Consider the following 17,247-nt stretch of genomic DNA (forward strand, 5'->3'; position numbering starts at 1 on the left):
CGCACGTCGGGTTTTCGACACCGGGCGCCCCATCGGCTCGCTCGCCCTTGCTCACGATCTGCTACTGGGCGCGCCTCAGGGCGCGTTCGAGGATCGACGCGCCCTCCTCGGCCTCCGCGACCGTCAGGGAGAGCGGCGGTGCGATCCGCAGCACGCTGGTGTTGTGACCGCCGCCCTTGCCGATCAACAGGCCTTCCTCGCGGGCCGCTTCGAGTACGGCCGCGGCCGCTTCGGGGTTCGCCCGGTCGGTGCCGGGCTCGACCAGCTCGATGCCGATCATCAGTCCGCGCCCGCGCACCTCGCGCACCCCGTCGAACTGCGCGGCGACCGCGCGGAGCCGTTCGATGAGCAGGCCGCCGACGCGCCGGGCGTTGCCCTGGAGGTCGTGTTCGAGGAGGTAGGTGAGGTTCGCGAGCGCCGCCGCCATCGTGACCGGTGAACCGCCGAAGGTCGAGATGGAGTTGGAGTCGAGGCAGTTCATGATCTCGGCGCGGGCGACGACACCGCCGACGGACATGCCGTTGCCGATGCCCTTGGCGAAGGTGAGCATGTCGGGCGGGCCGGAGGCGGCGTGCGCCTGCCAGCCCCAGAAGTGCTCGCCGGTGCGGCCCCAGCCCGTCTGCACCTCGTCGGCGATCCAGAGGATGCCGTGCTGCTGGAGGACCTCACGGAAGGCCGCGTACAGGCCGTCGGGGGGTGCGGTGAAGCCGCCGACGCCCTGGACGGGTTCGGCGATCAGCGCCGCGGGCGGGCGGACATGCCCGAGCAGGTCCTTGAGGTCCTCGACACACGCGGCGATGAACTCGTCGTCGCCGAGGTCGGCGTACGGGCCTCGCGTCCGGACGCCGCCGTGCACGTACAGCGTCTGGAGCGGTGACAGGGAAGTCGGTGACCAGCCCTTGTTGCCGGTGATCCCGACCGAGCTGAACGACCGGCCGTGGTAGCTGTTGCGCATCGCCAGGATCTGGTTGCTCCGCCGGTGAGCGGTGGCGAGCAGCAGGGCCGTGTCGTTGGCCTCGGTGCCGGAGGTGGTGAAGAAGACACGGGCATCGGGGATGCCGGACAACTGGGCGACGCGCTCGGCGAGTTCGACCATCGGCCGGTTGAGGTAGAGCGTCGAGGAGTGGATGATCCGGCCGGCCTGCTCGCTGACCGCTTTCGTCACCTCGGGCAGGGCGTGCGCGGTCATCGTGGTGAGGATGCCGCCGAAGAAGTCGAGGTACTTGTTGCCGTCGGCGTCCCAGACGTGGCGGCCCTCGCCGTGGGTGATCTCGATCGGGTCCTCGTAGTACAGGGCTAGCCAGTCGGGCAGGACGGCCTGGTGGCGGGTGTACAGGTCGGTCATGGCTGCACCAGCCCTTCGTAGGCGTCGGGGCGCCGGTCGCGGTAGAACGCCCACTGCTGGCGTACTTCCTCGATGAGGTCGAAGTCCAGGTCGCGGACGATGAGTTCCTCGGCCTTGTCACTCGCCGTCTCGCCGACGAACTGGCCGCGCGGGTCGACGAAGTACGAGGTTCCGTAGAAGTCGTTGTCGCCGTACTCCTCCTGCCCGACCCGGTTGATCGCGGCGATGAAGTACTCGTTGGCGACGGCCGCCGCGGGCTGCTCCAGCTGCCAGAGATGGGCGGAGAGGCCGCGGGAGGTGGCGGAGGGGTTGTAGACGAGCTGGGCGCCGTTCAGGCCGAGCTGCCGCCAGCCTTCGGGGAAGTGGCGGTCGTAGCAGATGTAGACGCCGATCCGGCCGACGGCCGTGTCGAAGACGGGCCAGCCGAGGTTGCCGGGCTTGAAGTAGTACTTCTCCCAGAAGCCCTTCACCTGCGGGATGTGGTGCTTGCGGTACTTGCCGAGGTAGGTGCCGTCGGCGTCGATCACGGCCGCCGTGTTGAAGTAGAAACCGGACTGCTCGACCTCGAACACGGGTACGACGATCACCATGCCGGTCTCGCGCGCGAGCTCCCGCATACGGGTGACGGTGGGCCCGTCGGGAACCGGCTCCGCCCAGCTGTAGTGCTCCGGCTCCTGGACCTGGCAGAAGTAGGGGGCGTTGAAGACTTCCTGGAACCCGATGACCTTGGCACCCTGCCGGGCCGCCTCGCGGGCGTGCTCCACATGTTTGGCGACCATGGATTCGGTGTCGCCGGTCCAGGTGGCCTGGACCAGGGCGGCGCGTACGACGTTGGCCATGAGCTGCTCCTTCGACGGGACGTCAGAGAGCCTCTACGCCCGTAGACAAAGGCTGTAGAGGCTCGAAAGTAAGCCCCCCGGACAGCCTTGCCAAGACCATCGTCGTTAACCCGCTGAGTCGATCACGTTTCTGACCCCCACGGGTGAGTGACGTGGCCGGTGGCCCCGGCCGGTGGGGCCGATCGGAGGACGGGACCGCCGCCCGGCGTCGCCGCCCGGCGGGCCCGGCGGCCGAGTTCCGCCGCCGCCCGCGGGGCCGGGCGGCCGGGCCGCGCGACCGCGCCCGGAGCCGGCGGTCACGCGGTGAGGCCGGCGACGCGCAAGGCGTGGAGCAGGTCCCAGTGGCATTCGTCGGACACGCTCCGGGCCGCCTCCAGGAGGAGCGGCACAAGGCGATGGGGGTCCGCCTCGGCGCTGCGGGCGGCCTCCTCGGGGGCGCGCACACGGACGTACGCGTCGAGGAGCGCGTCGAGCTCACGCCGACGGCCCTGGTGGGCGAGGTCGAGTACGGCGGCCCCGATCTCGGGTGCGGGCCGGGAGACGCCCTGGCGCAGCATCTGCCGGCCGTCGGGGGTGCGGCCGGCGGCGGTGAGCGCGTCGGCCGCGGCGACCAGGCGGTCGGCGGGCAGCGAGGCCGCCTCCCACAGCAGGGTGGCCCAGTCCGCGTCGAGCCCGGCGCGGTGCAGTTCGGCGGCGAGCAGGGGGAATCGTGCGGCGGGCCAGTACGCCGCCTCGACGAGCAGGGCGTGCGCCTCTCCGCTGCGGCCTTCGCCGCGCAGTCGCGTGAGTGTCCCGATGGTGTCCGCGGTGAGCCGTCGCGCGTCCTCGTCCACCGGCTCCGGCCGTGTCCGCGGGCGCACGGGTTCCTCGGCGGCCCCCGCGAAGCGTGCGCCGCGCGGTGTACGCCTGCTCGGCGCGGCCGGGGCGGGCAGCACCGGCGCCGTCTCCGGCAGGGCCGTGGGCGCGGCGTCCGGCTCCGCCATCCCGGCGAAGCGGGCGCTGCCCCGGGAGCGGCGCTTCGAGCGTTGCTTCGGCGCGGGAGGCGCGGGGCGCTCGGGGGTGGACTGGGAGCGGTCGGCGCGCTCAGGGGGCACGTAGGAGTCTTCAGGGCGCATGCTCGGGTCGTTCGCGCCCCGCTGCTGCCGTGGGACACGCGGCGCGCCCCCGCCTTCACCCGCGACTCCCCCGCCGTCACGCCCGGAGTAGGGCCCGTCGTGCTCGGCGCCCCCGCCGTCCTGTCCGGCTCCCCCGCTCTCCCGCCCGGTGTACGGCCCTTCACGCCCGGCGTACGGGGCGTACGCGTCGGTACCGGAGCTCGGGGCGGTTCGTTCGACCGGGGCGTACGCGCCGGAGCGGGACGGGGTCCACCCGTCCGGCGAGAGGGGCGCGGCGCCCCGGATGTACGCCCCCTCGCCGCCCGGTGCGTGGTCCACCGGCGGAGACACGGGCCCCGCCTGCTCAGGGACCCTCGGGCGGGCGCCGGGACCCGGCTCCGGGGTCCGGCCGAGGGAGCTCGTACCGATGTCGTGAACGCCCGCTTGCCCGCCCGGAAGCGCGCTTGGATGCGTGCCGGAAGCACCCGTCTCCGGGCCGCGCCGGGCGCTTCCCGTTTCGGACGGGTCCGCCCAGCCCTCCGGCTGCCCGGCCCACATGCCGTCCCCGGCGGCGGGGGCCGGGAAGCTCAGCGCGTCCTGCGCGCGGGTGCGCAGGGCTCGGCGGTCGACGCTGTCCATGCGGTGACGGAGCTCGGTGCAGCGAGCGCTGGCGCGTGCGTGATCGTCCTGGGCCCAGGCGAGGTCCAGACGGATCGTCTCGGCCTCTTCCCGGGAGGCGGCCGAGTGGAGCAGCCCGCCCAGCTCGGCCTGGCGTTCGGCGGCGTAGCGCTGTTCACGGAGCATGACGTCGAGGCGGTCGCCGAGGGCGTCCCGGCCGCCCGGACGGGCGTCGTACGCGGCCAGCGAGGCGTCGTGCAGGCCGCGGGCCCGTTCGGTCTCCTGAGCGGCGGCGCGCTCCCCGAACCCCGCGCCGACATCCTGCAGGAGCGCCTCCACGACGTCCCAGGGCGGCACTTCCCAGCCCTGGAGGCAGGCTCGCATCCCGTCGGGATCGCGTTGCCAGAAGACTCCGCACCAGCCGCCGTTCTGGTCCAGTCGTTCCACCAGCCCGTTCAGGTACCTGGCGAACTCCAGTACCTGTCCCGGGAGTTGTTCTACAGCCATCACCCAACTCCCCGCCCGACGTGAGTGTTCCGCCCCGATAGAAAACACCAACTGTGTTACGGGACGGCTACAGGGAGTTTTCGGAGCGGACGCAGAGCCCTCAGGGCGGGACCGCATCGGCGCACTCCCCGTCGGGCACGCCGATGTCGAGCGACCCTACGCCCCTCCCCCATCAGCTTGTTGAAAGCCGACCCATCGCACCCTGCGCGCGAGGGCCGCCGGCGCCGGCGCGCGCGGGCCGCTCGCGCGTGCGGCGGCCTGCGGGCCCGCAGCCCGAACTCCCGCGAGAGCGGCGGACCTTGGGGTGGCCTCAGATGCGGCACACCTCCACCGCGGGCGCCCGGGGCAGGACCAGCCGGATCAGGGCGGCGACGCCTTCGTCGTCGTTGCTGGGCAGCACGATGTCGGCGGCGCGCAGGGTGTCCTCGTGAGCGTTGGCGACGGCCGCGGCGAGCCCGGCCGCGCGCAGCATCGGGATGTCGTTCGGCATGTCACCGACGGCGGCGGTGTGTTCCAGCGGCAGTCCGCGCCGCTCGGCGAGCAGGCGCAGCGCCTCCCCCTTGTCCACGCCGGGGGCCGACAGTTCGAGGAAGCCGCCGGTGGACCTGGTGATCACCGCGCGGTCACCGACGACCGTGGCGAGCACGTCGGCCAGTTCGTCCACGAGCAGCATCGGGTGAGCGGCGAGAATCTTGGTCACGGGATCTCCGTCCACCGGTGCGGACGTGTCCTCCAGGGGCAGGTGCGACCAGTTGTTCGGCACCAGCCGCGCGAAGGCGGCCCCCAGCCGGAGCCCGGACACGAAATCGACACCCACCGCGATCCCGGGCACCGCGTCCCGCACCGCGCGCAGGATCCCCGCCGCGTCGCCGGAGCCGAACCCCCGGCAGTCCAGCAACCGCCCCGACGCGACGTCGACGGTCACGGCGCCGTTGCTGCACACCACGGGCCCGGTGAGCCCGTAGCGCCGGGCCAGGTCCAGGGTGTCCCGGACGGGCCGTCCGGTCACCCCCACCACGGCGACGCCGGCCCGCCCCGCCTCCGCGAGCGTGCTCAGGGTGCGTTCGCGGATGACTCCGGACGAGTCGAGCAGGGTGCCGTCGAGGTCGGTGCAGACGAGGCCCACGACCGTGCGCACGCGGCGTCCGCGCCTGGCCGCGGCCTCCGGACCGGTGGAAAGCCGCGCCCCGCCGAAAGGCGGCTGGTTCGAAGTCGCCACGCCTAAGCGGGCGTTGGTGTTCGACATGGCCGGAGGCTAATGACTACGCGTGTAGACAACAAGTGATTATTCCGTGAATTCAACAATCCGGCGACCACCCACGACAGACGGCAGACGCAGACGACAGCGACAGCGACAGCGACCAACGGCAACGGCAACCACGGAGTAGGGCCCTGCGCCCGCCCCCACCACGCCGACCGGCCATCGGCCATCGACGACCGGCCACCGGCAGGCACGGACTGCCGACGCGGACGACCGGCAGAGACAGCCGAACGGGTCGGCCGACAGGGGCATGACACACCCATCCTCGTGCGGCGCCCGGACGGCGCACGGAGGCCGGTCAGACCACCGGCACCAACGCGCACCGCACGACGAGGTCGTCCATCGAGAGCCCGAGGGCCCGCGCCAGCGCCGCGACCGTGAAGAAGGCGGGCGTGGGCGCGCGCCCGGTCTCGATCTTGCGCAGCGTTTCCGCGGAGATTCCGGCCACCCCGGCGACGTCCACCATGCTGCGACGGCCGCGGGCCTCCCGCAGCAACCGGCCGAGCCGTTCGCCGCGTTCGCGCTCTTCGGGGGTCAGGGGGGTTCGCACCATGGACCCATTCTAATACCGGTATAGTAATTGGTATGGTGGAACTGAAGACGGACACATCGATCGACGAGATGCGCGCGGCCGGCCAGGTCGTGGGCAAGGCGCTCACGGCGGTGCGGGAGGCGGCCGACGTAGGCGTCTCCCTCCTGGAGCTCGACGAGGTGGCGCACCAGGTCCTGCGCGACGCGGGCGCGAGCTCACCCTTCCTCGGCTATCGCCCCTCCTTCGCGCCCACGCCCTTCCCGGCGGTCATCTGCGCCTCCGTGAACGACGCGATCGTGCACGGCATCCCGACCGACCAGCGGCTGCGCGACGGCGACCTGGTCTCCATCGACTTCGGCGCCGAACTGGGCGGCTGGGTGGGCGACTCGGCGATCAGCTTCATCGTCGGTGAGCCGCGCGCCGCCGACGTGCGGCTCATACGGACCGCCGAGCGCGCCCTCGCCGCGGGGATCGAGGCGGCCGTCGTCGGGAACCGCATCGGGGACATCGCGCACGCCGTCGGCACGGTGTGCCGCGCGGCGGGGTACGGGATCCCGGAGGGCTTCGGCGGGCACGGCGTGGGCCGCCGGATGCACGAGGACCCGCCCGTCCCCAACGAGGGCCGTCCGGGCCGCGGACTGCCCCTGCGCCACGGCATGGTCCTCGCCATCGAGCCCATGCTCATCGGCGGCGGCACGGACGGCTATCACGCGGCCCCCGACGGCTGGACGCTGCGCACCGACGACGGCTCCCGAGCGGCCCACACGGAGCACACGGTGGCCATCACGGACGCGGGCCCTCGCATCCTGACGGCGCGCTGACCTCTCGGGGAGTCGACTGCCGCGGGGCGAAAGGGCCGTCCAGCCGCCCCGCGGCTCGATCGCTACGGCGTGGGCCGCACCACCATGGCCGAACCTCCGCCCCGCCGCACCTTCTCCGCGGCGGCCAGCCACTTGCCGTTCGCGAGGCGCTGGACGCCCGTCGCCGCGCCGATCTCCGGGTTCGCCTTGAAGGAGTGGCCGATGGCTTCGAGCCGCGCCTTCAACGGGCTGTCGTACAGACCGGGTTCGAGTTCCGTCTGGGCGGCGTTGCGCTGGCTGGCGCGTGGCGTGGCGATCGCGTCGACCAGCGGGAGGCCGCGGTCGACGAACTCGGTCAGCGTCTGCAGCACGGTGGTGACGATGGTCGCGCCGCCCGGTGAACCGAGCGCCACGACGGGCTTGTCGTACCGGTCGAGCACGATGGTCGGCGAGATCGAGGAGCGCGGACGCTTGCCGGGACCCGGCAGGTTGGGGTCGTGCACGGCCGGGTTGGCCGGCGCGAAGGAGAAGTCGGTCAGCTCGTTGTTCAGGATGAAGCCGCGCCCCGGGACGGTGATCCCACTGCCACCGGTCTGCTCGATGGTCAGCGTGTAGGCGACGACGTTGCCCCACTTGTCGGCCACCGTCAGATGGGTCGTGTTCTCGCCCTCGTACGTCGTCGGGGCGGCCGTCCCCGCGGTGGCGCAGGCGGCGGGACTGCTCGGGTCGCCCGGCGCGAGCGGGCTCGTCAGCACGGCGTCGTCCTTGATGAGGCAGGCTCGCCCGTCCGCGTACTTCTGCGAGAGCAGGCCCTTGGTGGGTACGTCCTCGAAGGCCGGGTCGCCCACCCAGCGGCCCCGGTCCGCGAACGCGATCCGGCTCGCCTCGATGTAGCGGTGCAGATACTGCGCCTCGCTCGCCTTCGAAAGGTCCGTCTTCTCCAGGATGTTGAGCGCTTCGCCGACGGTGGTGCCACCGGAGGAGGAAGGTGCGATCGAGTAGACCTTCAGACCGCGGTACGAGGTCTTGGTGGGCGCCTGGCGCTTCGCCTCGTACGCCGCGAGATCGTCCAGGGACAGCTTGCCGGGGCGGGCGTTGTAGCCGGACGCCGGGTCCACGGGCGGCTTGTTGACGGTACGGACGATCTCCCGGCCGAGGCTGCCGCCGTAGACCGCGTCCGCCCCCTTCCTGCCCAACTCTTCGTACGTGCGCGCCAGATCGGGGTTCTTGAAGGTCGATCCGACGACCGGCAGCGCGCCGCCGGGCAGGAAGAGCTTCGCGGTGTCGGGGAAGTTCTTGAAGCGGGCCTGGTTGGACTCGGTCTGCGAGCGGAAGGTCGCGTCGACGGTGAACCCGGCGCGGGCGATGCGCTCGGCGGGCTTCAGGACGCTGCCCAGGCGCTTGCTGCCCCACTCGTCCAGGGCCGTCTGCCAAGTGGCGGGCGTGCCCGGTGTGCCCACGCCCAGCCCGCTGGTGACGGCGTCCGCGAAGGGGAGCGGCTTGCCGTTCTCCAGGAACAGCCCGGAATCGGCGCTCAGGGGCGCGGTCTCGCGCCCGTCGAGCGTGCGCACCGTACGGGACTTGGCGTCGTAGTAGACGAAGTAGCCGCCCCCGCCGATGCCGGACGAGTAGGGCTCGGTGACGCCGAGGGCCGCCGCCGTGGCGACGGCCGCGTCGACGGCGTTGCCGCCCTGCTTCAGGACCTCGATGCCGGCGGCGGAAGCGTCCGCGTCGACGCTCGCCACGGCGCCGCCGTAGCCGACCGCGACGGGCACCTTCGCGGCGGACGACTTCGCGACCGCGGCCGGTGGCCCGGGCGGCGCCGCCGCACCGACCGACACCACCGCGGCCGAAACCGCCAAGACCGCCAGATTCCGCGCAAGTGGGCGACGCATCCGTACCTCCAGTCAACAGCCGTCTGCGCAGCGTAACTTCCCCGGCATGCCCGCGTCAGGCCCCCTCGAACGCCGTTTCGGGAGCCCGCTAGCATGCGCGCCCATGAATGACGACGTGCGCAACATCGTCCTCGGCGTCCTGGCGACCGGCCTCAGTGCCGCGCTCGGCTGGCTCGCCCGTACCTATCTGTGGAAGCGCAAGCTCCGCCGCAAGCAGGCGTTCTTCGGGCTGCCCGACAACGCCGAGTCGCTGCTGGTGGTGAACCGCGAGGCGGGCGGCCCGGAGCTCACAGTGATGCGCCATGACGTGTTCGCGCTTCTCGAACTGTCCGCACTGATCAAGGACTGCGGCGCGCACGCCCAGGTCATCGCGCACGACGCGACGCAGCAGGGCTTCGGGGAACGTACGGAGTTCTGCGTGGGCGGGCCGTCGTCGAACCGGCGCATGGCCGCGCATCTGCACTCCCTGCTGCCCGGCATACGCGTCAACGTCGATTCCGAGCCGGGGCCCGACCGGGGCGCCTTCCAGATCGGCAGCGAACGCTTCCGCCTGGACCCGGGCAAGGCCGAGTACGTGATCCTCGCCCGGCTGACCGCGGGGCAGACCCGTGACGCGAGACCGGTCTTCCTCTTCTGCGGCCAGCGCGCGATCACCAACCAGGCGGCGACCCGCTATCTCGCCCGCAACCACACACGCCTCACCCGCAAGCACGGCAGCAACAGCTTCGTACTGCTCCTGAAGGTCGTGAATTCCCAGGCGTACGGCCCCGATGTCGTCGAAGTCGTCGCGGACGTCACCCGCGCCGCCCAGACCCCGTTGCCCACGCCACCGCCCACGACGCCGGAGCCCGAAGAGGGCGAGAGGACCCCGGCGGCACCGACCACGACCCGGTCGCGTCGGCGTACCTGACACCGACGCTTTCCGGCCGTCCGCACGGACGCGGGGTCGACCGGATCCCGATCAATGAAATGCACACTTCAACAATCGTTACCCGCACGTAACTTACCGACGGGTTACTTCGGGTAGGCCGCCGAGGTTACCGTCGGGTCACTTTGCACTGACCGAGTGAGGAGTGACCCGTTGGGACACGGTCGCAATCCCCTGCGCACAACCGCCGTCGGTGCCGTCTCCGCGACACTCATCGCCGCCGCAGGCCTGGGCCTGGCCCCCGCCGCCCAGGCCGCGGGCGGCACGAGCGGCGTCCGCTTCGTCGACATCTCCGGAGACGGCGGCACGACCCTCAAGGGCAATGTCGTCACCCCCGCGGGAGCCGACGGCACCCGCGCCTACCCGCTCATCGTGCTGCCCACAAGCTGGGGCCTGCCCCAGGTCGAGTATCTGGCGCAAGCCCAGAAGCTCGCGAACTCCGGCTATGTGGTGGTCAGTTACAACGTCCGCGGCTTCTGGCAGTCGGGCGGCGAGATCGAGGTCGCGGGGCCGCGCGACACGGCCGACGTGTCCAAGGTGATCGACTGGGCGCTCGCGAACACTCCCGCCGATCCACGCAAGGTCGGCGTGGCGGGCATGTCCTACGGCGCCGGAATCAGCCTGCTCGCCGCCGCGCACGACAAGCGCATCAAGGCGGTCGCGGCACTGAGCGGCTGGGCGGACCTGACCGAGTCGATCTACTCCGGCCGTACCGAGCACGTACAGGCGGCCGCCCTGCTGAACGGCGTCGGGCACATCACCGGCCGTCCCAGCGCCGAGACCCAGCAGGTGTTCAAGGACTTCTTCGCCTCGAACCTGTCGAAGGAGCAGGATCTGATCGACTGGGGGAAGAAACGTTCCCCCTCGACCTACGTCGACCAGATCAACAAGAACGGCGCCGCCGTCTTCATGGCCAACACCTGGGGCGACACGATCTTCTCGCCCAACCAGTACGCCACGTTCTACGAGGAGCTGACCGGACCCAAGCGGCTTGAGTTCCGCCCCGGCGACCACGCCACCGCCGAGCTGACCGGCCTGTTCGGGCTCCCCAACGACGTGTGGACCGACACCGGCCGCTGGTTCGACCGCTATCTGGCGGGCGAGGACAACGGGATCGACCGCGAACAGCCGGTCCAGCTCAAGTCCCGCTCCACAGGCGGCTACGAGGGCTATCCCGACTGGAAGTCGATCGGCGCGACCACGAGGAAGATCGCCCTCGGGGGCACCACCAGGATCCACACGAACGTCGACTCGGGCGCGGACGGCGGGGTCATCTTCCTGTCCAGCATCCTCGACCAGCTCACGCGGATCCCGCCGGTCGCCTCGATCCCGCTGCTGCCGCGCTACTGGGCGGCGGTGTGGCAGTCGGAGAAGTACACGAGCGCCCAGCACATCCGCGGCACCGCCCGGTTGCACACGACGGTCACCGGTACCAAGGAGAGCGGCACCCTCGTCGCCTACCTCTACGACGTGGGCCCGCTCGGCCTCGGCAAGCTGGTCAGCAACGCGCCGTACACCTTCCACGGGCAGACGCCCGGAAAGCCGTTCGGTGTGGACCTGAAGTTGTTCTCCACGGCCTACGACGTCCCGGCAGGGCATCGTCTCGCCCTGGTGGTCGACACGGTCGACCCGCTCTACATCGAGCACAACCCGTCCGGCGCGCAGCTGACCTTCTCCTCGCCCGAGCACGACCCGTCCTACGTGTCGGTGCCCCTGCGCGAACAGTGATCTCCGGCTGCCGCCGGCCGGGCCTGGCCCTGTGAGCTGCTGCTCCCCCTACGGTGTCGGGGCTGTGGGGGGAACCCCACCAGGCAGCAGCGTCCCTGGTTCGGCCGGAGCCACCACGGCCTCGGTCTCGGGACTGCGCCGCTCCCACCGGGACGCCCGCGGGGCGGACCAGGAGAACAACACGCACATCCCGTTGCAGATCGGCGAGATCACCGTCACCACGGGGATGAACGGCAAATCGTAGTCGAGGTTCGCCGCGATCAGCTTCCCGGTGGGAAGGAACTCTTCGTAGGTGAAGGGCGCGGACCGTTGCCACGCCGTCATGGCCAGGAGGTTCACGGCCAGTACGGGCTCCGACGGCGGGTTCCCGACGGTGAGGATCGGCGCATCGCCACCGCTCGGGACACGACGACCGTACGGCTGGGCCTCCTTGGCGCGGGCGATGAGGCGTGCGCGACGGCACGCCCGCTTCGGGGTGCACGCCATCAGGTGCCGAATCCCTTGCGTGGCAGGGCAGTCGGGAACCTGTTCGGGGACGGGCCCCCGGGCGGGCGGACGGTCCGGCGCGCCGCCCGCGGTGGCCGCGGCGAGCCGTGCGGTGAGCGCTCGCGGGCGCGCGGACACACGTGTGGTACGGATCATGCGGAGCGCTCCCCGCTCAGTGCTTGAGGATCTTGGAGAGGAAATCCTTGGCGCGGTCGCTGCGCGGATTGACGAAGAACTCCTCCGGGGTGCGGTCCTCGATGATGCGGCCGTCCGACATGAAGACGACACGGTTGGCGGCGGAGCGCGCGAAGCCCATCTCGTGCGTGACGACGACCATGGTCATGCCGTCGCGCGCGAGTTGCTGCATCACCTCCAGGACTTCATTGATCATCTCGGGGTCGAGCGCCGAGGTCGGTTCGTCGAACAGCATCACCTTGGGGTCCATGGCGAGCGCGCGGGCGATGGCCACACGCTGCTGCTGTCCGCCGGAGAGCTGAGCCGGGTACTTCGGGGCCTGGGAGGCGAGGCCCACCCGGTCCAGGAGTTCCCGCGAGCGCTTGTCGGCCTCCTCCTTCTTGCGGCCGCGGACCTTCGTCTGGCCGAGCGAGACGTTCTGCAGGACCGTCTTGTGCGCGAAGAGGTTGAAGGACTGGAACACCATCCCCACTTCGGCGCGGAGCCGCGCGAGGGCCTTGCCCTCGTCCGGGAGCAGCTGCCCGTCGAGCTTGATCGTCCCCGACTCGATGGGCTCGAGCCGGTTGATCGCCCTGCACAGCGTCGATTTACCGGACCCGGACGGGCCGATGATCACGACCACCTCCCCCTTGGCAACGGTGAGGTTGATGTCCTGCAGAACATGCAGCTCCCCGAAGTGCTTGTTGACGTCGTGCAGCTCGATCAACGGATCGACGGCCATCCCGGTCCTGCCCACTCTCGGCTGTGTCGGTCAGCGCAAACTATCTACGCGAATCAGTACTTAACGGGCGACACGCACGCAGGGGAATTAACCGTATTTGAGGCTGCATGACGAGCAGATCGCGACACTCCGGCCCTCCCCCGGATGCCTCCCGGGCCCCTAGGCCTCCGCAGCCTCGGCGTACATCTGGGACAGCTCGGGGACGCCCTGTACGGCCCAGTCGAGTCCGGCCTCGACCACCGGGATCTCGCGGCCCGAGGCCAGACGGACCGCCGGGCTGCCTCCGGGCCAGACATGCCAGGCGGCGCCCGGCACCGTGCGCACCACGACCGTGCCGAGGTAGAGGCCGGCGTCATTGCCGAGCCAGGGCAGCGCTTCGGGATCCTCGCGCCACAACGGCAGGAGCTGGTCGAGGGCCGCCAACGAGGCCGGGGTGTCATCCAGTTCGAGGCCGACGGCCGCGGCGTGGGAGCGGAGCAGTTCACATTCCGAGAGCAGCTCGGCGACCCCCTCCGGATCGTCCTCGAAGGCGGCGGCGAGGGCCTGGTCCCGTCGTACCGGATGCCGCTTGCGCCACTTGTCCAAGAAGGGGATGTTCATGACCGGCCTCTCCGTGGGTGCGATCGCCGAAGCTCCGCGTTCCCGGCATTTGACACGAATGTATCTTGCGGCAGTTGATCACGGAATCGGGGGAATCGCGCCGCCCGTCAAACCGCGGCCCGGACCTCCCTCAGGTCTTCCCCGGCCGGGCGAGGCACACCCTTGCCGGGGGTGCACCTCGTCCAGAGGGTTCAACGCGGCATGATCTCCATGCGTGTTGGCTTTCGCGCTTCGCCGGCCGTACAGCGCGCCGCGGAAAGGGAGTTGCCCGTACGGAACGCCGTGCGGTCGGTCGACGAGGGCGCCGGGGACCGCCCCGGCGGGCGACGGCGGAGGGACGGACATGACCGGGGAAGCGATCACGGACCTGGTGACGATCGCCCGTGTGCACAACGAGCGGCGCGAACTCGTCGACGGCGACTGGGGCGAGGTGGCCTCCGTCATCCGGCTGGACTCCGGGCGGTTCACGGCCGCCGCGCTGCTCTCCAAGACGGACGGTCTCGATCTTCACGTGGTCGGGCTGGACGCCGTCGACGGCACTCCGGTGCTCGGCATCAAGCCGTATCTGCGGGAGTTCGGGCGGCGCGCGGCGGTGGTCCAGCCGGAGTGGGCGGACGAACTGATTCGCCGGTACTACCGAACTCCGGCCGGGTGAGGAATGGCTTCCGATCGCGAAGATCCGTGGAGTCCGGACATCACCCGACCACGCCGTGGCGCGGACGCGGCCACGCCGGGCGCGGACGGGACGGGGAGGGGACGGGTCGGGGCGCGGACGGGTCGGGGCCTAGACGTCCAGGTCCACGACGACCGGCGCGTGGTCCGAGGCGCCCTTGCCCTTGCGTTCCTCGCGGTCGACGTACGCGTCCTTGACCGCCGTCGAGAACGCTTCGTTGCCGTAGACGAGGTCGATGCGCATACCGCGGTTCTTCGGGAAGCAGAGCTGGCGGTAGTCCCAGTAGGTGTACGGGTGCTCGTACTTGAGGGGACGCGGGACCACGTCCGTCAGGCCCGTCTCGCGCAGGGCGGCCAGCGCGGCGCGCTCGGCCGGCGTGACATGGGTCAGGCCCTCGAACGCCGCCACGTCGTAGACGTCGTCGTCCGTCGGAGCCACGTTGTAGTCGCCCATCACGGCGAAGGGCCGGCTGCCCGCCGCGTCACCCGCGACCGCGGCGCGCAGGGCCTCGAACCACTGGAGCTTGTACGCGTAGTGGGCGTGGTCCACCTCGCGGCCGTTCGGCACGTACACCGACCAGACACGGACCGGGCCGCAGGTCGCGGAGACGGCCCGGGGCTCCTCCACGCCCTCGTACCCGGGGTCGCCGGGGAGGCCCTTGACCACGTCCTCCAGGCCGACGCGCGAGATCACCGCCACGCCGTTCCACCGGCCCGTGGCGTGCACGGCGGACTCGTAGCCCAGCTCGCGCAACTGTTCGACCGGGAACTGCTCGGCGGCGACCTTGGCCTCCTGGAGGCACAGCACGTCCGTGCCGCTGCTCTCCAGCCAGGCCAGCAGCCTCGGGAGACGGGCGGTGATCGAGTTCACGTTCCAGGTGGCGATGCGCATGCCTCACAACCTACCGGGCGGGTACGACAACGGGTCCGCCGGAGACACCCGGGCGCCGCGAGGACAGCGCGGGAGAGGTGCCGGTTCGCACACGGCCGTCTCAGACCTCCGCCGACGCCCCCGGAGCGAGCCGCAGGTGCTCGGAGCCGCCGAGGGCGCCGATCTGGCGGTCGTAGATCGGCCGGGCCAGGTCCGTGAGCAGGGCGTCGTGGATGTCGTACGCGCGTTGCGGCTTGACCTCGCGGACGTACTCGATCACCTCGGAGATCTTGTTCCACGGGGCCATCACCGGGAGCATCAGCGTCTCGACCGGCCGGTCGGGAACGGTGAGGGCGTCGCCGGGGTGGAAGACGCGGCCGCCGTCGACGAGATAGCCGACGTTGGTGATGCGGGGGATGTCCGGGTGGATCACGGCGTGCAGCTCGCCGTGCACCTGGACGTCGAAACCGGCGGCGGTGAACGTGTCGCCGTGGCCGACGGTGTGCACCCGGCCGGGGAAGGCGGCGGAGACCTTCTCCGCCACCGACCGCAGCGTCCAGATCTCGGCCGCCGGGTTCGCCTCCATGGCCGCCCGCAGCCGCTCCTCGTCGAAGTGGTCCGGGTGCTCGTGCGTGACGAGAAGGACGTCCGCGCCCAGAGCGGCGTCCGTCTCGCTGAAACCGCCGGGATCGATGACGAGCGTCCGCCCGTCCTTCTCGAGACGGACGCAGGCGTGCGACTTCTTCGTGAGCTTCATGGGTCCATCCTGCCCCCGCGCCCATGCGGAGGTAGGACTCCCGCGGACCTCACCGCCCGCTCACTCCTCGGGTGTCGTCTCCTCACGGATGACCTGCTGCGCCACCTTGAACGCGCTGTTCGCGGCCGGCACACCGCAGTAGACGGCCGTCTGGAGCAGGACTTCCTTGATCTCCACGGGGGTCAGACCGTTGCGCAGGGCGGCGCGGGTGTGGAAGGCCAGCTCGTCGAGGTGGCCGCCCGCGACCAGGGCGGTGAGCGTGACACAGCTGCGCGAGCGCCGGTCGAGCCCGGGCCGGTCCCAGATCTCACCCCACGCGTACCGCGTGACGAACTCCTGGAAGTCCCCGGAGAACTCGTCCGCCGAGGCCAGCGCCCGGTCGACGTGCGCGTCTCCCAGCACCTCGCGCCGCACCTTGATCCCGGCGTCGTAGGGATCGGGCCGCCCCATGACCTCGGGCGCTACGACGGCCGGGGCGATCTCGGCGAAGGGCCCGGCCTGCGGCGGAACGACCGCGAGGGACTGCGCCGGCGCGACCTGGACCGCCATCTGACCGGTGGACGAGTCGAAGGCGGGCTGCCAGGCCGTGGAGAAGTGCCGTACGAGCAGATCCGTGACGGCCGCCGGTTGCTCCACGGGAACCAGGTGCGAGGCGCCGGGCACGACCGCGAGCCGGGCATCCGGTATTCCGGCGACCAGGGTCCGCGCCTCCGCGGGCCCGGTGACCTGGTCGTCGGAGCCGACCAGGACGAGCGTGGGCACACCGACCATGCCCAGTTCGGCCCGCACGTCGAAGGCGGCGAGCGCCTCGCAGGCCGCGATGTAGCAGCCGGGGTCGGTGGTGCGCACCATCTGCACGGCCCACTCGGTGATCGCGGGCTGGGCCGCCACGAAGCCGCTCGTGAACCAGCGTTCGGGCGAGGTACGGGCGATCGGGTCGAGCCCGTTCGATCGCACGATCACCCCGCGCTGCCGGAACTCGTCGGCCGTGCCGAAGCGGGGCGAGGCGGCGATCAGCGCCAGGGAGGCGATCCGCTCCGGACAGCGCAGCGCCAGCTCGATCCCGAGGGCCCCGCTGAACGCGCAGCCCGCGTAACCGAAACGCCCGACACCGAGCTGGTCGAGCGTGGCAAGCAGCCGCCCGGCCAGTTCGGACACCGATCCGGCCGGATACGCGGGGGCCCCGCCGTGTCCCGGCAGGTCGAAGCGGAAGACCCGCCAGCTCTTCGCGAGCTCCGGGACCTGCCTGTCCCACATGTGCCAGGTGGTGCCGAGCGAGGGTCCGAGTATGAGGACGGGGGCGTCTTCCGGGCCGTCGATGCGGTACTGAAGGGCAGGGGTCTTCGTCTCACTCACCGCCCCACGCTAACTTCCGCCCCTGTCCGGGAGGAAATGGGG

Annotated in this window: 15 protein-coding genes and 1 pseudogene; 4 read left to right on the top strand and 12 right to left on the bottom strand. The window is 71.3% G+C overall.

Features of this window, described 5'->3' with window-relative positions:
• Window positions 1–61 precede the first annotated feature (61 nt).
• The 5 genes from OOK38_RS02215 to OOK38_RS02235 all read right to left on the bottom strand — a co-directional run bounded on the left by OOK38_RS02215 (window position 62) and on the right by OOK38_RS02235 (window position 6,217).
• Window positions 62–1,345, bottom strand: coding sequence for an aspartate aminotransferase family protein (locus tag OOK38_RS02215; protein WP_266763776.1), 1,284 nt, complete (start codon window positions 1,343–1,345; stop codon window positions 62–64).
• Complete coding sequence (locus OOK38_RS02220) at window positions 1,342–2,184, bottom strand: nitrilase-related carbon-nitrogen hydrolase (RefSeq protein WP_266763775.1); 843 nt, start codon at window positions 2,182–2,184, stop codon at window positions 1,342–1,344. The genes OOK38_RS02215 and OOK38_RS02220 overlap by 4 nt, the downstream gene beginning before the upstream one ends.
• 296 nt (window positions 2,185–2,480) lie before the next feature.
• The gene (locus OOK38_RS02225) at window positions 2,481–4,403 is read right to left on the bottom strand and encodes a hypothetical protein (RefSeq protein WP_266848072.1); all 1,923 of its coding nucleotides are present in this window, start codon (window positions 4,401–4,403) and stop codon (window positions 2,481–2,483) included.
• Window positions 4,404–4,713: 310 nt separating this feature from the next.
• On the bottom strand, window positions 4,714–5,649 hold the full coding sequence (locus OOK38_RS02230; RefSeq protein WP_266848074.1) for an HAD hydrolase family protein: 936 nt from the start codon (window positions 5,647–5,649) through the stop codon (window positions 4,714–4,716).
• Between the two features lie 313 nt (window positions 5,650–5,962).
• Window positions 5,963–6,217 (bottom strand): helix-turn-helix domain-containing protein, encoded by a 255-nt coding sequence (locus tag OOK38_RS02235; RefSeq protein WP_266763772.1) that lies wholly within the window; start codon window positions 6,215–6,217, stop codon window positions 5,963–5,965.
• A 32-nt stretch (window positions 6,218–6,249) separates the two neighbouring features.
• On the opposite strand from OOK38_RS02235, the gene map reads away from it, so the two are divergent.
• Window positions 6,250–7,017: a type I methionyl aminopeptidase gene (gene map, locus OOK38_RS02240; protein ID WP_266763771.1), complete on the top strand. Its 768-nt coding sequence runs from the start codon at window positions 6,250–6,252 to the stop codon at window positions 7,015–7,017.
• 62 nt (window positions 7,018–7,079) lie between these two features.
• Here map and ggt read toward each other — a convergent pair whose 3' ends face one another.
• Complete coding sequence (gene ggt, locus OOK38_RS02245) at window positions 7,080–8,891, bottom strand: gamma-glutamyltransferase (protein ID WP_266763770.1); 1,812 nt, start codon at window positions 8,889–8,891, stop codon at window positions 7,080–7,082.
• A gap of 103 nt (window positions 8,892–8,994) precedes the next feature.
• Here ggt and OOK38_RS02250 point away from each other — a divergent pair, with 103 nt between their 5' ends.
• Window positions 8,995–9,801 (top strand): hypothetical protein, encoded by an 807-nt coding sequence (locus OOK38_RS02250; protein ID WP_266763769.1) that lies wholly within the window; start codon window positions 8,995–8,997, stop codon window positions 9,799–9,801.
• 171 nt (window positions 9,802–9,972) lie between these two features.
• A complete protein-coding gene (locus OOK38_RS02255; protein WP_266763768.1) occupies window positions 9,973–11,547 on the top strand; it encodes a CocE/NonD family hydrolase in 1,575 nt (524 codons plus the stop codon).
• A 48-nt stretch (window positions 11,548–11,595) separates the two neighbouring features.
• Here the strand turns inward: OOK38_RS02255 and OOK38_RS02260 are convergent.
• From OOK38_RS02260 to OOK38_RS02270, 3 genes and pseudogenes are all read right to left on the bottom strand, one after another.
• Window positions 11,596–11,841 (bottom strand): annotated as a pseudogene (locus OOK38_RS02260) (amino acid ABC transporter permease); the annotation flags it as partial.
• A gap of 364 nt (window positions 11,842–12,205) precedes the next feature.
• Window positions 12,206–12,949, bottom strand: a complete 744-nt coding sequence (locus OOK38_RS02265) for an amino acid ABC transporter ATP-binding protein (protein WP_266763767.1) — start codon at window positions 12,947–12,949, stop codon at window positions 12,206–12,208.
• A 159-nt stretch (window positions 12,950–13,108) separates the two neighbouring features.
• Window positions 13,109–13,549 (bottom strand): DUF6278 family protein, encoded by a 441-nt coding sequence (locus tag OOK38_RS02270; protein WP_266763766.1) that lies wholly within the window; start codon window positions 13,547–13,549, stop codon window positions 13,109–13,111.
• Between the two features lie 343 nt (window positions 13,550–13,892).
• Between OOK38_RS02270 and OOK38_RS02275 the strand changes: the two genes are divergently transcribed.
• Window positions 13,893–14,204, top strand: coding sequence for a TrmO family methyltransferase (locus tag OOK38_RS02275; RefSeq protein ID WP_266763765.1), 312 nt, complete (start codon window positions 13,893–13,895; stop codon window positions 14,202–14,204).
• A gap of 129 nt (window positions 14,205–14,333) precedes the next feature.
• Here OOK38_RS02275 and OOK38_RS02280 read toward each other — a convergent pair whose 3' ends face one another.
• The 3 genes from OOK38_RS02280 to pcaC form a co-directional block, all read right to left on the bottom strand.
• A complete protein-coding gene (locus tag OOK38_RS02280; RefSeq protein ID WP_266763764.1) occupies window positions 14,334–15,113 on the bottom strand; it encodes an exodeoxyribonuclease III in 780 nt (259 codons plus the stop codon).
• Window positions 15,114–15,213: 100 nt separating this feature from the next.
• Window positions 15,214–15,849, bottom strand: coding sequence for an MBL fold metallo-hydrolase (locus tag OOK38_RS02285; protein WP_266763763.1), 636 nt, complete (start codon window positions 15,847–15,849; stop codon window positions 15,214–15,216).
• A gap of 60 nt (window positions 15,850–15,909) precedes the next feature.
• The gene (pcaC, locus tag OOK38_RS02290; RefSeq protein ID WP_266763762.1) at window positions 15,910–17,205 is read right to left on the bottom strand and encodes a 4-carboxymuconolactone decarboxylase; all 1,296 of its coding nucleotides are present in this window, start codon (window positions 17,203–17,205) and stop codon (window positions 15,910–15,912) included.
• Window positions 17,206–17,247 lie beyond the last annotated feature (42 nt).

It is taken from the genome of Streptomyces sp. NBC_00568, from assembly GCF_026341855.1.
Classification (GTDB): Bacteria; Actinomycetota; Actinomycetes; order Streptomycetales; family Streptomycetaceae; genus Streptomyces.

What these genes read in the sequence shown, in the direction of transcription:
- OOK38_RS02225 (WP_266848072.1), bottom strand. Translation starts at nt 4,403, where the DNA reads ATGGCTGTAGAACAACTCCCGGGACAGGTACTGGAGTTCGCCAGGTAC.
- OOK38_RS02280 (WP_266763764.1), bottom strand. Translation starts at nt 15,113, where the DNA reads ATGCGCATCGCCACCTGGAACGTGAACTCGATCACCGCCCGTCTCCCG.
- OOK38_RS02265 (WP_266763767.1), bottom strand. Translation starts at nt 12,949, where the DNA reads ATGGCCGTCGATCCGTTGATCGAGCTGCACGACGTCAACAAGCACTTC.
- OOK38_RS02215 (WP_266763776.1), bottom strand. Translation starts at nt 1,345, where the DNA reads ATGACCGACCTGTACACCCGCCACCAGGCCGTCCTGCCCGACTGGCTA.
- OOK38_RS02235 (WP_266763772.1), bottom strand. Translation starts at nt 6,217, where the DNA reads ATGGTGCGAACCCCCCTGACCCCCGAAGAGCGCGAACGCGGCGAACGG.
- OOK38_RS02250 (WP_266763769.1), top strand. Translation starts at nt 8,995, where the DNA reads ATGAATGACGACGTGCGCAACATCGTCCTCGGCGTCCTGGCGACCGGC.
- OOK38_RS02285 (WP_266763763.1), bottom strand. Translation starts at nt 15,849, where the DNA reads ATGAAGCTCACGAAGAAGTCGCACGCCTGCGTCCGTCTCGAGAAGGAC.
- map (WP_266763771.1), top strand. Translation starts at nt 6,250, where the DNA reads ATGGTGGAACTGAAGACGGACACATCGATCGACGAGATGCGCGCGGCC.
- ggt (WP_266763770.1), bottom strand. Translation starts at nt 8,891, where the DNA reads ATGCGTCGCCCACTTGCGCGGAATCTGGCGGTCTTGGCGGTTTCGGCC.
- OOK38_RS02270 (WP_266763766.1), bottom strand. Translation starts at nt 13,549, where the DNA reads ATGAACATCCCCTTCTTGGACAAGTGGCGCAAGCGGCATCCGGTACGA.
- OOK38_RS02230 (WP_266848074.1), bottom strand. Translation starts at nt 5,649, where the DNA reads ATGTCGAACACCAACGCCCGCTTAGGCGTGGCGACTTCGAACCAGCCG.
- OOK38_RS02220 (WP_266763775.1), bottom strand. Translation starts at nt 2,184, where the DNA reads ATGGCCAACGTCGTACGCGCCGCCCTGGTCCAGGCCACCTGGACCGGC.
- OOK38_RS02275 (WP_266763765.1), top strand. Translation starts at nt 13,893, where the DNA reads ATGACCGGGGAAGCGATCACGGACCTGGTGACGATCGCCCGTGTGCAC.